This is a genomic window from Limnobacter sp., assembly GCF_964228395.1.
GTDB lineage: Bacteria > Pseudomonadota > Gammaproteobacteria > Burkholderiales > Burkholderiaceae_B > Limnobacter.
Map to the genome: position 1 here is coordinate 47,107 of NZ_CAXQZX010000114.1, position 13,772 is coordinate 60,878.

Annotated in this window: 11 protein-coding genes and 1 tRNA gene; 3 read left to right on the top strand and 9 right to left on the bottom strand. The window is 56.4% G+C overall.

All coding sequences use genetic code 11. The annotated features are described in order from the left end of the window. Positions 1–13: 13 nt before the first annotated feature. Entirely contained in the window at positions 14–1,282 is a 1,269-nt protein-coding gene (locus ACEQU8_RS09415; protein ID WP_370263158.1) for a cation:proton antiporter, read from the top strand. Here ACEQU8_RS09415 and ACEQU8_RS09420 read toward each other — a convergent pair. From ACEQU8_RS09420 to ACEQU8_RS09430, 3 genes are all read right to left on the bottom strand, one after another. Further along, positions 1,257–1,661, bottom strand: coding sequence for a response regulator (locus ACEQU8_RS09420; RefSeq protein WP_370263159.1), 405 nt, complete (start codon positions 1,659–1,661; stop codon positions 1,257–1,259). The two genes, ACEQU8_RS09415 and ACEQU8_RS09420, sit on opposite strands and share 26 nt — an antisense overlap. Beyond that, positions 1,658–4,684, bottom strand: coding sequence for a PAS domain S-box protein (locus ACEQU8_RS09425; RefSeq protein WP_370263160.1), 3,027 nt, complete (start codon positions 4,682–4,684; stop codon positions 1,658–1,660). The genes ACEQU8_RS09420 and ACEQU8_RS09425 overlap by 4 nt, the downstream gene beginning before the upstream one ends. Positions 4,685–4,874: 190 nt before the next feature. Further along, positions 4,875–6,506: a methyl-accepting chemotaxis protein gene (locus ACEQU8_RS09430; protein ID WP_370263162.1), complete on the bottom strand. Its 1,632-nt coding sequence runs from the start codon at positions 6,504–6,506 to the stop codon at positions 4,875–4,877. A gap of 345 nt (positions 6,507–6,851) precedes the next feature. Here ACEQU8_RS09430 and ACEQU8_RS09435 point away from each other — a divergent pair, with 345 nt between their 5' ends. Beyond that, positions 6,852–7,343, top strand: a complete 492-nt coding sequence (locus tag ACEQU8_RS09435; RefSeq protein WP_370263163.1) for a GAF domain-containing protein — start codon at positions 6,852–6,854, stop codon at positions 7,341–7,343. A gap of 61 nt (positions 7,344–7,404) precedes the next feature. Here the strand turns inward: ACEQU8_RS09435 and ACEQU8_RS09440 are convergent. The 6 genes from ACEQU8_RS09440 to pyrF all read right to left on the bottom strand — a co-directional run bounded on the left by ACEQU8_RS09440 (position 7,405) and on the right by pyrF (position 12,303). Next, positions 7,405–7,480: transfer RNA gene (locus tag ACEQU8_RS09440), tRNA-Lys, on the bottom strand. A gap of 116 nt (positions 7,481–7,596) precedes the next feature. Next, positions 7,597–8,100 carry an rRNA maturation RNase YbeY gene (gene ybeY, locus ACEQU8_RS09445; RefSeq protein WP_370263164.1) on the bottom strand — a complete coding sequence of 168 codons (504 nt, stop codon included), beginning with the start codon at positions 8,098–8,100 and terminating at the stop codon, positions 7,597–7,599. Next, entirely contained in the window at positions 8,097–9,119 is a 1,023-nt protein-coding gene (locus ACEQU8_RS09450; RefSeq protein WP_370263166.1) for a PhoH family protein, read from the bottom strand. Before ACEQU8_RS09450 ends, ybeY begins: the two co-directional genes overlap by 4 nt. Positions 9,120–9,165: 46 nt before the next feature. Then, positions 9,166–10,623 carry a sensor histidine kinase N-terminal domain-containing protein gene (locus tag ACEQU8_RS09455; RefSeq protein WP_370263167.1) on the bottom strand — a complete coding sequence of 486 codons (1,458 nt, stop codon included), beginning with the start codon at positions 10,621–10,623 and terminating at the stop codon, positions 9,166–9,168. Between the two features lie 44 nt (positions 10,624–10,667). Continuing rightward, positions 10,668–11,360 (bottom strand): response regulator, encoded by a 693-nt coding sequence (locus tag ACEQU8_RS09460; protein ID WP_370263168.1) that lies wholly within the window; start codon positions 11,358–11,360, stop codon positions 10,668–10,670. Positions 11,361–11,442: 82 nt separating this feature from the next. After that, entirely contained in the window at positions 11,443–12,303 is an 861-nt protein-coding gene (gene pyrF / locus ACEQU8_RS09465) for an orotidine-5'-phosphate decarboxylase (RefSeq protein WP_370263169.1), read from the bottom strand. Between the two features lie 117 nt (positions 12,304–12,420). Here pyrF and ACEQU8_RS09470 point away from each other — a divergent pair, with 117 nt between their 5' ends. After that, positions 12,421–13,323: a DMT family transporter gene (locus ACEQU8_RS09470; RefSeq protein ID WP_370263171.1), complete on the top strand. Its 903-nt coding sequence runs from the start codon at positions 12,421–12,423 to the stop codon at positions 13,321–13,323. Positions 13,324–13,772: the final 449 nt, after the last annotated feature.

Consider the following 13,772-nt stretch of genomic DNA (forward strand, 5'->3'; position numbering starts at 1 on the left):
CTCCCTTTGCGCCATGACCCTCCTTTCCAGCTTGCTGCTGCTTATTGTGGTGGCCCGAATATTCGGGCGATTATTTGCCCGTTTCAACCAGCCCGAGCTCATCGGTGAAATTTTGGCGGGCGTGTTGTTGGGGCCAGCCATTTTGGGTTTGATCGAGCCCAATGCGGCGTTGGCCGCCATCACTGAGCTTGCTGTGTTTTTGATCATCTTGAGCGCCGGGCTTGAGATGCGCTTTTCTGACATTGTGCAGGCCATGAAGGGCCGGGGCTTGGTGTTGGCGGCTCTGGGGTTTTTGATCCCCTTTGGCGGTGGGGTGGTCATTGCGGTGGCTTACGAATTGGATGTGATGCGCATGGTCTTTTTGGGCCTGTGTATTTCAATCACAGCTTTGCCAGTTGCCGTGAAGCTGATGGATGGCCTTGGCATTCTGAACACCCCAATTTCACGATTTGCGCTGGCCACCGCTGTCATCAACGATGTGGCCGCTTTGTTTATTTTGGGCATTATTTTGAATTTGCCTGAGCAGCGCACCCTGGATGATGCACTTAGCGCCATTGGCGTGGCCACCATCAAATTGATGGTGTTGTGCGCCATGGTGTTGGTGCTCAACGGCCTTTTAAAATGGTTGCAAAACAACAAGGTGAATGTGCAAAGCATTCCTGAGAATGTGATTCGCATTTTTGGCCCCGAGGCCTTGTTTGGCATGGTGGTGATGTTTGTGCTGGTGTTTGGCACAGTCAGTGAGGCGCTGGGCTTTCACTTTGTGATTGGTGCGTTTTTTGGTGCTTTGTTTTTGGACCAAAAGCATTTCATGGCCAGCCGCTATAAAGAGCTTCAAGGCACTTTGGGGTCCATTACCAATGGCTTTTTGGCGCCCCTGTTTTTTGCCTACCTGGGTTTGGAGTTGCACCCCATTGCAGTGGAAGACCTTGACTTCCCGATTGTGGTGATTGTGGTGTCGGTGCTCACCAAGTTGTTTGCAGGGTGGTGGGGTGGTCGAATCACCGGCATGGGGCACCGCGAGGCCTTGGGTTTGGGGGCGGTGCTCAATGGTCGCGGCGTGATGGAGCTTGTGGTGGCAGGCATTGCCTACCAAAAAGGGTTTATTGGCCCAACCATGTTTTCAACCTTGGTGTTGATGGGCATTATTACCACCTTTTTAACGCCCATTTTGTTCAAGCAAGCCATGGCAGGCAAGCGACTCCAGCAGTATCGCAATCGCTGGCAAGCTGCCCCGGGACAGCCTGCAAACCTTCCTACATCAAGTGGCGAGCCTCATTGAAGTAGCGCAGATAATTGTCTGCCAGTTCCCGATGCAAGGTGGTGGGGTCAAAGGGTTTTGGGATCACTCCAAAAGCCCCCAGGCTACGGTATTCCTCCAATTCCTCGGCTTGTACCCGGGCGGTCATGAACAGCACTGGGGTGTTGCTCAAATCCATGGTGCAAGTAAGCGCCTTGAAGGTTTGCGGTCCATCCATTTCGGGCATCATGGCGTCGAGCAAAATAATATCGGGGTTGTAGTCTGGGGCTTGGCGAACCGCGTCTGATCCGCGTTCGCAGCTGAGCACTTCCATACCGCCAATGCGTTCCAGCGCCATTTTGACGAGTTTGCGCAGGGTGGGGTCGTCTTCAACATGCAGCACTTTTCTGGGTGAATTCATGCAAGAACCTCCGCGTGGTTGAGCAATTGGCGAACCTGTGCCACCAAGGCATCAATGTTCAATTCGTCTCGGGTGAAAATGGCCACCACATTGTTGGCCATGTCAAAGGGCAGGTCGTGCCCGCTGGTGACAACAACAGGAATGTCAGCACAGTAAATTTGAATAGAGGGAATGATGGCCCGGGCATTGCCATCGTCCAGCTCGGTGTTCATAAAAATCAGGTCATAGTGCCGCGTGCTCAAAAGCTCTTCTGCCGCGCTTAATGTAGACACGGTATCAAATTTGCTGACCATGTGTTCCATGTGGCGCCCCAGGAAGCGGGCAAAGTCGGCATCGGTGTCCATGCACAAAATACTGGGCGTGGGGTTGAGTTTGCGGGGCTCGACCTTTTTGCCGCGCAATTTGAACCAAAACCGTGTGCTGTAGCCCGGGAAAGATTCGTAGCCAATCACCCCACCCATGCGCTCGATGAGCGCCTTGCAGATGGACAAGCCAAGCCCTGTGCCGCGGTGCTCTGCACCCTTGGCGTCGTGTGCTTGCACAAATTTTTGGAACAGGCGCTGCCGCACGTGCATGGGAATGCCTTCACCGGGGTTGATGATGCTAATCAGCACCTCACCTGTGGGCAGCACACTGTGTTCAACCTGCACCGAACCCCCCGCTGGCGAGTGTCGGCTGGCGTTGCCCAAAAGGTTGGCCAACACCTGTAACAAACGGTCGGGGTCAGCCTGCACCATGCATGCCGTGCGGTTGCGCATTTGCAGCCTCACATCAAAGCGCTCGGCATAAGGGGTCATTTGCTTGACCGATTCTTTAATCAGCGGCATCAGGGCCAGGTCTGCAATTTGAATGTTCATTTTGCCGGCCAGCAGCTTTTCCATGTCCAGCAGGTCGTTCACAATTTTGAGCAGGCGTTCGCCGTTGCTCACACCCATGTCCACCAGCTCGGTTTGTTCTTCGTTGAGGTCGCCGGTGACTCCCGATTTGAGCAACAACAAAGCACCATTGATGCTGCTCAAGGGGGTGCGTAATTCATGGCTCACTGTGGCAATGAATTCGCGCTGCAGTTTTTCAATTCTGCGGTGTTCGCTGATGTCTTCCACCACCGTCCACACCACGCCCATGTCGCCGCGGGGGTCGCGCACCATGCTCCCCATCTGCCGCACAGGCAAACGGTTTCCGTTGGCCGTTAGCAGGTCTTTTTCCAGAGGGCCGTATTGGGTATCGCCGTTGGTGAACAGTTCTGAGATGGCCGCCATTTCGCGCGCCTGGTGCTCCAGGGGGGTAAGGTGCAGCAGGTTCATCTCTCGCAGGGCGTAGGGGCTGTGCCCGCTTAGGGCGGTCATGGTGGGGTTGGAGTCCAAAATCTGCCCGGTGTTGGCATCGTGCAGCACAATGCCCAAGGGGGTGCGTTCAAACAATCCACGCAGGCGGGCTTCGGATTCCTTCAAGGCTTCCTGGGTTTCGCGCTCACGGGTAATGTCTGTGATTTGCGATACAAAATGCACTGGCTCGCCTTGTTCGTCACGCACCAAGGCCACGGCCAGCCTGGCCCACATCCACTGCCGGTTTTTTCGCAAGTAGCGCTTTTCCATGGTGTAGTGCTTGATGTTGTCGTTCATCAAAGCTTGCACCAGGTTCATGTCCAGTTGCAGGTCGTCGGGGTGAGTGATGTCCTGGAAGGTGAGGTTTTCCAGTTCGGCCCGGTTGTAGCCCAGGTGTTTGCAAAGCGATTCATTGACCTCGATCCAATGCCCTTGTAACGACACCAAGGCCATGCCGTTGGCCGCAGAGTCAAACGCGCCCGAGAAGCGCCGGCTGGAAAGCCAGGCGTTCTGTTGGGCGGCCAGCAAATTGGTGATGTCCACGGCCACCCCCAAAAACCCCACGATGCCCCCTTTGGGTTCGCGCACCGCGCTGACCGCCAGTCGCACTGTTTTGTGCGATCCATCTTTGCACACATAGGTCCAGTTTAATGTTTCAGAGGTTTGGCTTCTGCTTTTGTGCACAAAGGCTTCAAAGCCGTGAATGCGCAAGCCCGTTTCTGCAGAAAGCTCGCGCGCGCGCTGCGCCACTTCAGAGCCCAGGTGAAACACCTCGGGCGTTTTGCCGATCATTTCGCCCTCGGCGTAGCCCAGCATCATTTGTGCCCCCGTGTTGAACAGGTTGATGCGCCCCTCGGTGTCGGTGGCAACAATGGCCACATCGCTGGAGGCGTTGATGATGGCCTCCAGGCGACCCATGGCATGCTTCCAGGCGCTTTGAATTTGACGCAGTTCGGTGATGTCGTGCATCACGATCATGGCGCCAATTCGCTCTCCATTCGGTGAAGTAAGCTGACGGCCACTGCACTGCACGCTGCGGGGCGGCTGGCCTTTGGCTTTGATCACCAGCAATTGGTTGTCGATGACATCACCCATGAAGGCGCGTCGCAGGGGAATGCGGTCCGTGGCCATGTGGGTGTGGCCATCGCCCTCAAACAGATCAAACTGTACACTCCACTGCTCGGGGGGCATGCTGCGGGGGTCGGCCCCATGCCAATTGCGGGCGGCGCGGTTAAATCGGGCTAGGTTACCATCCGCATCGCAAGTGACCACTCCCCCAGGGAGTTCTTCCAAAAGGGCATCCAGCTCAAGCGATGCACGCTCGGCTTCCTGCTGCAGTCGGCTGGTGTTCAACAAGCCAAGCACCAGGCGAGCCACGCACTGTAGCGATTCTTCAGTGGCTTGGGGGCAAGCGCCGTCTTCAAGACCAAAAACCCGCATCACCCCCACCGCTGGGCCGTTGCCGGTTTGCAGGGCAATTTCAAGGCTGGCTGCTTGTTGGGTGGTGCCAGGGGCACCTCGCTGTGGCGGGCCCTCCCAGATTTGGGCCGGGGCGTAAAGCTCAATACTCACCTTGGATGCCCGGCATACTTTGGCGGCCAGCTCTGCCAGGTCCAGCAACTGGTCATGCAAGCTGGGATAGATTCGGTAGGCGCTTCCTGGATGGCTGGCAGTGACTGCAAGTGGCTCGTTGTGCATGGATCGGCGCTCTGTTTACATTGTTAAAACAAATGTAAACTGTTGATTGTTATTGGATTTACATTTAGGGAGTCTCCCACATCTCCCCCAAAGTCATCCAAAAAGAACCCGGTGCTTCTTGCCTCTTCTTTTTCTTTAAGCTTCAAGACGCATACACGCATGCTTTGCCTGTTGTTTGGCATGTAGCCAGTTAAAACTCTGCAAAGTCTTTGTCGACAACCGCTAAGGCGGGGCGGGCGCCGCTGCGCGTGGCGGCCATTGAGTGAGCCGCGGCCCGGCGCTTGTTGGCCGCGCCTTGGCTGGTGTTGCCAGCATGGGTTTTAAAAAACGACACCAGGTGTTGCAGTTGGGTGGCGTGGTCATTCATTTCTTCCGCCGTGGCGGCAAGCTCCTCGCTGGCGCTGGCATTTTGCTGCGTAATTTGGCTCAGTTGGGTCATGGCATTGTTAATTTGTTGGCCTGCCATTTTTTGCTCGTCGCTGGCCGCGGTAATTTCTTGCACCAGGTCGCTGGTGCGCTTGATGTCGGGCACAATTTGATTCAACAATCCGCCCGCGCGCTCGGCCACGTCCACGCTGCGCTCGGCCAGTTTGCCAATTTCTTGGGCAGCTTCTTGGCTGCGCTCAGCGAGCTTGCGCACCTCAGTGGCCACCACGGCAAAGCCTTTGCCATGCTCCCCGGCGCGGGCGGCCTCAATGGCGGCATTCAGGGCCAGCAAATTGGTTTGGTAAGCAATGTCGTCAATGATCATCACTTTGTCGGCGATGCTGCGCATGGCTTCTACGGTGCCAGCCACGGCCTTGCCGCCTTCCTCGGCGTCTTTGGCTGCCTTGGTGGAAATGTCGGCGGTGACGCGTGAGTTGTCCGAGTTTTGGGTGATGCTGGAGCTAATTTGTTCAATGGAGGCGGTCGTTTCTTCTACGCTGGCCGCCTGCTGGCTGGTGGCGCTGGAAAGGCTCTGTGAGGTTGAGCTGATTTGACCGCTGGCGGTGGCCAAGCTGTCGCAGCTGTTGCGCACCTCAGACACCACCTCCGCCAGGCGTTGTGTCATTTGGCGCATGTGGTAGAGCAGGCTGGATGTGTCGCCTTTGCGCAAGGGAATTTCAACTGTCATGTCGCCAGTGGCAATTTCTTTGACCAACTCGGCCGCATCAGCTGGCTCCCCCCCAATTTTGCCCAACACAAACCGGGTGATGAAAAAGCCCACGCCAATGCCCATGGCAAAAGCGATGCCAACAAAAGCAAACAAAAAGTTACGCGAGGTTTCGTAGCTGTCGCGCATGGTTTGCACCGCGTTTTGTGAGTTCACCACCTTGAATTCAGACAAGGTGTGAAAGGCCTCATCCACGGTGGTGGTACGCGCTCGCACTTGGGTGATTTTTTCGCTCAATTCGGCCCCCATGGTTTGATAGGGCGCGTTTTTAATGGCAGCTTCCAGGGCTTGCACATCGGCCCACCACGCTTGGTGTGCTTGCTCGGCCATGGCAATGGTGGCCTTGCCTTTTTCTGTGTAGAACAGGGGCTTGGCCTTGTCGAACTCGGATTTTATTTTGGCATTGCTGGCATGCAGTGCGTCTAAGGCTGTTTGCCGGGCTTGCAGGTTGCCCGACAGGATCGCCTGTCGCCAATCGCGCCCTGCAGCAAACAGGTGCAAGTTGGCTTCTTTGACATACGACAAGCCCATCATTTCTTTTTCGTACAGTTTGTCGGCAGCCTCGCCAATGTTTTTCATGTTGGACAGACCCACGGCGCCGACCACCCCAGTCAAGATTGCGCTGAATGCGAAGCCTGCAAGCAGCAGTTTTTTTAAGCTCATGTTCATGTTGTTTACTCAAAACGAAGTTGCCGTTTAACGGGAAATAACCCATGGGCAAAAGAATATGCATCCTCCGTTTTGCGCCATACGGATTCAGTATCGTCTTACTTCGATTATTGTGTGAAATGTAAAATGAAGGGGGCTTCAAACGGAGGGGTGTTCGTGGTATGTTTTATGAAGATATTGAAAAATAAGGAAAATATTCCGATATTTTACTTCTATGTTTAATGTAAATTTAAGAAATGTAATTTAACAATTGAAGCTTGTTGACCAAAAAGGGCTTTTAAATCAATCCCAAAAGGGCTACGATGGGCCACACCTTACAAAAACTTACAAGACCTGGAGACGCCCATGCAAGTAGCCCCCATACCTGTTGATGAAGCGCAGCGGCTCGGCGTATTGCGCAGCCTTGATATTTTGGACACCCCCTCGGAACTGTGTTTTAACGTGGCGGTGGGTTTGGCCGCAAAAGCACTTAAAGCGCCGGTGGCCGCCGTAAGCTTGGTGGACGAAAACCGCCAGTGGTTTAAGGCCATGAAGGGTTTGAATGTGCGTGAAACCCCTCGCGAAGTGGCTTTTTGTGCTCACACAATTTTGGGCGATGAGCCTTTGGTGGTGCCCAACACCACTGTCGATGATCGTTTTAAGAACAACGTCCTGGTGACCCATGCGCCGCATATTCGTAGTTATGTGGGCATGCCATTGCGCGTCAAAGATGCAAAAGTGGGCACCTTGTGTGTGATTGATCACGAGCCACGTGAGTTTGGCCGAGCCCAGTTGTGCATGCTGCGCAAGTTGGCCGACATGGTGGAGATGTTTTTGGTGGCGCAGGGGCCAAGGTAAGTACAGGCTTTTGATTGCAGCGCAAAGTAAAAAGGCCCGCTAATGCGGGCCTTTTGAATTTTGGTGGGTCGTGCAGGATTCGAACCTGCGACCAAAGGATTAAAAGTCCTCTGCTCTACCAACTGAGCTAACGACCCTTTGGCTTAGCGGGCGTCGCCCTAACCAAAGACCGCGATTATGGTTTAAAAATTAAAAGCCGTCAAGGCTTGGGCTTCAAAAAACTGTGCCAACTACGCACGCCTCGCCGTGCCCCTCAACCTTGGTTGACGTAAGGGTTTGAAATTTTGAATCTTTTTAAAATTTCAATTTCTTTGTTTTCCATCAACTCGGCCTGAGCGTCGGTTTCGTGCACATAGCCTTGAGCATGCAGGCAGCCATGCACCACCAGGTGGGCAAGGTGGTCAAAAGGGTGTTTGTCTTGCTCCTTGGCTTCACGCTCCACCACGGCTGGGCAAATCACAATATCGGCCATGAACGTGGGCAGGCCGCTGCCTGGCCCCAGCGCAGGCAGGTCCATGGGGAAGGTCAGCACGTTGGTGGCGTAATCTTTGCCACGGAAGTCACGGTTGAGTTGCTGGGCTTCAGCAGGGCCAACCATGCGAATGGTGATCTCAGAAGGATCTAAAAAACAAGCCTTGGCCCAACGCCGAATTTGGGCATTGTCCAATTCAGAAAAGGGCGGATGATCGGCTTCCTCAGTCCATTGAATGGCAACGCTGATTGGCGGGGTGGCTCGCTTGGTGGCTTTGGTGTTCATTCGGTTTCGTTGTCGTCGGCTTGCACACTGGTGCGGGCACGCTCGGGGTTGTTGAAGCGCTCGTAGGCCTCGACAATGCGGGCCACCAGGGGGTGACGAACCACGTCTTGCGCTGTGAAATAGGTAAATGCGATGCCTTTGACATTGCGCAGCACATGCTGGGTTTGCACCAGCCCGCTTTGCTGCCCTTTGGGCAGGTCGATTTGGGTGATGTCGCCTGTGATGACCGCCTTGCTGCCAAAGCCAATTCGGGTCAGGAACATTTTCATTTGTTCTGGCGTGGTGTTTTGTGCCTCGTCCAAAATCACAAAGGCGTGGTTGAGGGTTCGGCCACGCATGTAAGCCAGGGGGGCGATTTCAATCACATTGCGCTCAAACCATTTTTGCACACGGTCATAGCCTGCCAGGTCGTGGAGGGCGTCGTACAACGGGCGCAGGTAAGGGTCGACTTTTTGGTTGAGGTCTCCGGGCAAAAAGCCCAGGCGCTCGCCTGCCTCTACGGCAGGTCGGGTCAAAATAATGCGTTTGATGGCATCGCGCTCCAGTGCGTCTACCGCGCAGGCCACGGCCAGGTAGGTTTTGCCGGTACCCGCTGGCCCAATGCCAAACGTCAGGTCGTGTTCCAGCACAGCCTTCAGGTAATCTTTTTGTCGGGCGGTGCGCGGTTGCAGGTCGCCGCGCTTGGTGCGCAACACCACGCCTTCGTCTTGCCCCAGCACCACGGTGGGTTCTTGCGGGCTGGCCAGGGTATTGGTGTTTTTTAGCTCCACCAAAGCCAATTGGATTTCGTCCGTGGTAACAGGCCGCTCGCTTTTATCAAAAAAGTGGTTGATCAGCAGAATGGCCTGGCGTGCGTTTTCGCGGTCGCCCTGCACATTGAGCATGCTGCCGCGTCGCGCAATTTTGACTTGCAACGCGGCTTCGATTTGCCTCAAGTTGGCATCCACCGGGCCGCACAGGTTGGCCAGTTTGTGGTTATCGTCTTCTGGCGCTTGCCATTCGCTGCTTTTTGCTCTCATGCGGTTTGGGTGGGTGCTGCTGTTAAATTGCTTCTATTGTAGTCAATCACTCTTCGGCTTGCCGCTGGTGGGGCGGGAAACTCACCCGCATCACCGTGCCCGGGCGCTCGGGCTGGGTGGCGCGGGGGTTGTTGTGGATGCTCACATGGGCATTGTGACGGTCGGCAGTTTCTTGAACAATGGCCAGCCCAAGGCCGGAGCCATCTTCGCTGGTGCCCAGCACGCGGTAAAAGCGGTCAAACACCAGGTTGCGTTCGCCAGCGGGGATACCCGGGCCGTCGTCTTCCACCTCCAGCACAATGGCTTCGCGTTGTGGGCTGTCGTCCACGCGCACGGTCACGCAACCACCTTCGGGGGTGTAGCGCAGGGCGTTCTCCACCAGGTTTTTGAGCATCTCGGTCAGCATCAGGGTTTGACCGTTGACAAACACTGGGTGATCCGGCACTTCCACGCCCAGGTCAATGTGTTTGTTCATGGCGTCGGGCACAAAATCGCGGGTAACGGCTCGGGCAATGTGGGTAATGTCCAGTTGCTCAAACTGCAGCACCGAGGGTGCCTCTGTGCGGGCCAAGGCCAACAGTTGGTTCACCAAGCGGGTGGAGCGTTCGGTACCCAACTTTAGGCGGCGCAAGCTGCGTGCGCGCGCGGCCGGGTCGGTTTCGTCGCTGAGCAGTTCCACCTGCATCCGCAGGCCCGCCAAAGGGGTTTTAAGCTGATGGGCGGCGTCGGCCACAAATCGCTTTTGTGCGTCGATGGTGTGCTCCAGGCGCTGCAACTGGTCGTTCAAGGCGCTAATTACGGGTAGCAGCTCTTCGGGCGTGTCTTTGGTGTGTAGCGCGCTGAGGTCGTCCGGTTTGCGGTTGCGGATTACATCCAGCAGGGTGTTTAGCGGTGCAATGCCACGCGACAAGCCAAACCACACCAGCAACACGGCCAATGGCAAAATGACAAACTGCGGCAAGATGACGCCTTTGATGATCTCGTTGGCCAGGCTCTCGCGCTTGCCCAGGGTTTCGGCAATTTGAATGAGCATGAAGCGGTCATCACCCGCCTCGGGCAATTCGATCCACAGGTGGCCCGCGCGGAAATCTTCCCCATTGACCACCAGGTCCCTAAAATTAATCACCCCGATTTGGCGCGGGTCGCGGACAGGCACCGGCAAAGTGCGTTCATCGCCCAGCAAAAAAGAGCCGTCTTTGCCCACCACCTGCACCCGAAGTTGGTCGGTGCCGTCAGCCAATAAAATTTCCATGGCCTGCGTGGGCAGTACAAAGGATGTATCTGCCGATTGTGCCGCCACCTCTTGGGCCAGCGCAGTGATTTTGTCGTCCAGAATATGGTCAAAAGGGTCGTTTGCGATGGATTTGGCGACCAAGTAGGTCACCCCAATGCTCATGGGCCACAGAATGAGCAGGGGGGCCAGCATCCAGTCGAGAATCTCGCCAAACAGGGAGCGGCGTTGCAGCTTGCCGGTGGCCAGCGGGTTGCGTTTGTACCAAGCCAAGCGCTTAACCCCCTGCCAGTTGGGTGTGTGCAAAAGCCTGCGCTTTATGCATTCGAGGCAGGCTCTTTGTCGGTGTACTTTTCAAGGCAATAACCCAGGCCACGCACTGTGGCAATGCGAATGCCACTTACCTCGATTTTTTTGCGAAGGCGGTGAATATACACCTCGATGGCGTTGTTGCTGACTTCTTCGCCCCACTCGCACAGGTGGTCTACAAATTGTTCTTTGCTGACCAAACGGCCCACCCGTTGCAGCAAAATTTCCAGCAAACCCACTTCACGGGCCGACAAATCGAGCATGTCGTCATTGATGTAGGCAATGCGGCCAACCTGGTCAAAGGTCAATGGCCCGTGTTTCCACACGCTGGCACCGCCGCCGTTGCCGCGGCGGGTGAGCGCGCGCACGCGGGCTTCAAGTTCTTTAAGCTCAAAAGGTTTGGCCATGTAGTCGTCGGCACCGGCGTCCAGGCCCTGCACGCGCTGCTCCACGCTGTCTGCAGCGGTCAGAATAAGCACGGGCATGTTGTTGTTGCGAGCACGCAAGCGGCGCAACACCTCAAGGCCACTCATCTTGGGCAAACCCAGGTCGAGGATCAGCAGGTCGTAGTTCATGGTGGTGAGCGCCGTGTCGGCCTCGCCTCCGTTGAACATGCAATCCACGGCGTAGCCTGCTTGCCGCAACGATTGCGACAAACCCTCAGACAACAGGCTGTCGTCTTCGGCCAGTAGTATTTTCATCCCATGTCTCCCCGCGCTGGTGGGTCCTTTGAGTGGGCCTCTGTGAGCCTGGCGCGTGTATTTGTGTTGGTGTGTATAAATTCTAGCCCGAAAGCGCTGCGGCTTTGGCGGCCAAAATGGCCTCACGGGTGCGGCGTGCTTCGGCTTCTGCCGCACTGGCAAAGTCGGCCTTGCCACTGGCGTATAAAATGGCTCGGGAAGAATTGATCAACAGCCCCCAGCCTTGGCTGCACAGCCCATTTTTAACTGTGTTTTGAAGATCGCCGCCCTGTGCCCCAATGCCAGGCACCAACAGGGGGGCATCGCCCACCAGGCTGCGCACTGTTTTCACCTCTTCGGGATAGGTTGCGCCCACCACCAGGCCCACTTGCCGGTGGGGGTTCCACGGGCCGGTGGCCAATTTGGCCACTGTTTGGTAAAGCGGCTCTGCGTTTTGGGTGCTCAAAAACTGCAGGTCGTTGCCGCCGGGGTTGGAGGTGCGGCACAACAAAAACAGTCCGCGGTCTGGGTAGGCGTGGTAGGGCTCAACCGAGTCACTGCCCATGTAAGGGCTCAAGGTGACGCTGTCGGCTGCATAGCGTTCGAAGGCCTCAATGGCGTACTGCTTGGCGGTGGCTCCGATGTCCCCGCGTTTAGCGTCCAGAATGGTGGTGGCGTGCGGCGCCACTTCGTTGGCATAAGCGATCAGGTTTTCTAGCGCCGCCTCGGCTTTGTTGGCAGCAAAGTAAGCAATTTGGGGCTTGAAGGCACAGGCGTATTGGGCCGTGGCTTGAATAATTGCTTTGCAAAACCGCTCTATTTCTGCGGGGCTGCTGCCATAGCCCTCGGGCATTCGGGACACGTCGGGGTCCAGGCCCACGCACAACATGGAGTTGCTGTGCTGCCAACTGTGCGCAAGGCGCTGGGTAAAGGTGCTGAATTGGGAAAAGCGTGGGTTGGCCATTGCGCGAAAAGTCGAGTGCATTAGCCACGCATTGTACAGGATCAGGGCAAGCCCCTAGGGGCAAGGGTTTGGAGATGCACTACACTGGGGCGCATTACTGAATGATCGTTCACTAAAGTGCCAGCAGCCTCCTTAACTCTTCGGCAAATCCAGTTGCTTTTGGGCATTACCGCCATTTGGGGCCTGAATTGGCCTGTGATGAAATACGCCGTAACCCAGTACCCGCCTCTGCACTTTCGCACTTTGTGCATGGTGTTTGGCATGGTCGCCATGTGGGTGGTGGCCCGGCAAATGAACATTTCACTGCGTGTGCCGCGCGCCATGTGGGGCAGGGTGGCCTTGCTTTGCGTACCCAATATGATTGGCTGGCACCTGTTTTGCATTTTGGCTGTGAAGGAATTAAGTTCGGGCCGGGCGGCCATTTTGGGCTACACCATGCCCGTTTGGGCTGTGCTTTCGGGCTTACTGTTTGCGCACCCAGTTGGCCGCCGGGGTTGGGTGGGGCTATGCCTGGCCATGGTGGCAGCCATGCTCTTGTTGTCGTCTGAATTTGCGGCCATTGCGGGAAGCCCGCTGGGCGTGGTCCTGATGCTGATTGCGGCCGCCTGCTGGGGTTTTGGCACCACCTTGATACGTCGTTTCCCCACCGGCTTACACGCGCTAACGTTTACCCACGCCATGATGCCAGCGACCATTGTGGCCATGGGCACCGCAGCCTTTTGGCTGGAAGGCACCGAGGTGGGGCCCCCGCAAGCCTGGTCGGAATGGTGGCCCATTTTTTATAACGCCTTTGGTGTGTTTGCATTCTGCCAAGTGGCTTGGTTCAGTTTGGCAAAATCACTGCCGCCGGTGGTGTCGAGTTTGTCCATCATGATCATCCCGGTGGTGGGGGTGATGTCGGGCAGCCTCTTTTTGGGCGAGGTACCTCGTTGGCCAGACTTCCTCGCTTTGGGGTTGATTCTGGGGGCCATGGCGGTCATTTTGGTGCCCAGGCCGGCAGGCAGGGCGGGGCTCAAGTGACCCGTCTCGTCTGCTCTTTGACGCCAAGCAGGTTCATGCCCATGATTCGCGGGCCTATTCAGTTCGCTTGCTCCCTGAAGCCAGCAGGACCATGTCGATGATTGCGCCCGCCTGTGTGGTTCGCTTGCTCCTTGAAGCAAGCAGGTCCATGCCCCTTTGCGACGGCCAATCTGTTGATCCCTCCCTGAGCCTCGCCTGAACTGAGGCCCGCCCTCCAAAACTGAGGTCGGGTCGGGCCTCTGCCCCTTGGGGGGCACCGTTCATTCTTGGCACGGTCGGGCAGATTGTCCTGAAGGTCGCTGCAGGGGCATTGGCCCCTGCTGGCTTCTGGGCAAGCGAAGGCCGCTGAGGTGCCTCGCGCAGCGCCGGGGCTGGGGTGGCACAGGCCGCGCAGGCCGATTCAGGGCAGCCCGCCCGGTTTGGCCCACACCGAGGGGCCGAGGCGTGTT

What these genes read in the sequence shown, in the direction of transcription:
- ACEQU8_RS09415 (WP_370263158.1), top strand. Translation starts at nt 14, where the DNA reads ATGACCCTCCTTTCCAGCTTGCTGCTGCTTATTGTGGTGGCCCGAATA.
- ACEQU8_RS09420 (WP_370263159.1), bottom strand. Translation starts at nt 1,661, where the DNA reads ATGAATTCACCCAGAAAAGTGCTGCATGTTGAAGACGACCCCACCCTG.
- ACEQU8_RS09425 (WP_370263160.1), bottom strand. Translation starts at nt 4,684, where the DNA reads ATGCACAACGAGCCACTTGCAGTCACTGCCAGCCATCCAGGAAGCGCC.
- ACEQU8_RS09430 (WP_370263162.1), bottom strand. Translation starts at nt 6,506, where the DNA reads ATGAACATGAGCTTAAAAAAACTGCTGCTTGCAGGCTTCGCATTCAGC.
- ACEQU8_RS09435 (WP_370263163.1), top strand. Translation starts at nt 6,852, where the DNA reads ATGCAAGTAGCCCCCATACCTGTTGATGAAGCGCAGCGGCTCGGCGTA.
- ybeY (WP_370263164.1), bottom strand. Translation starts at nt 8,100, where the DNA reads ATGAACACCAAAGCCACCAAGCGAGCCACCCCGCCAATCAGCGTTGCC.
- ACEQU8_RS09450 (WP_370263166.1), bottom strand. Translation starts at nt 9,119, where the DNA reads ATGAGAGCAAAAAGCAGCGAATGGCAAGCGCCAGAAGACGATAACCAC.
- ACEQU8_RS09460 (WP_370263168.1), bottom strand. Translation starts at nt 11,360, where the DNA reads ATGAAAATACTACTGGCCGAAGACGACAGCCTGTTGTCTGAGGGTTTG.
- pyrF (WP_370263169.1), bottom strand. Translation starts at nt 12,303, where the DNA reads ATGGCCAACCCACGCTTTTCCCAATTCAGCACCTTTACCCAGCGCCTT.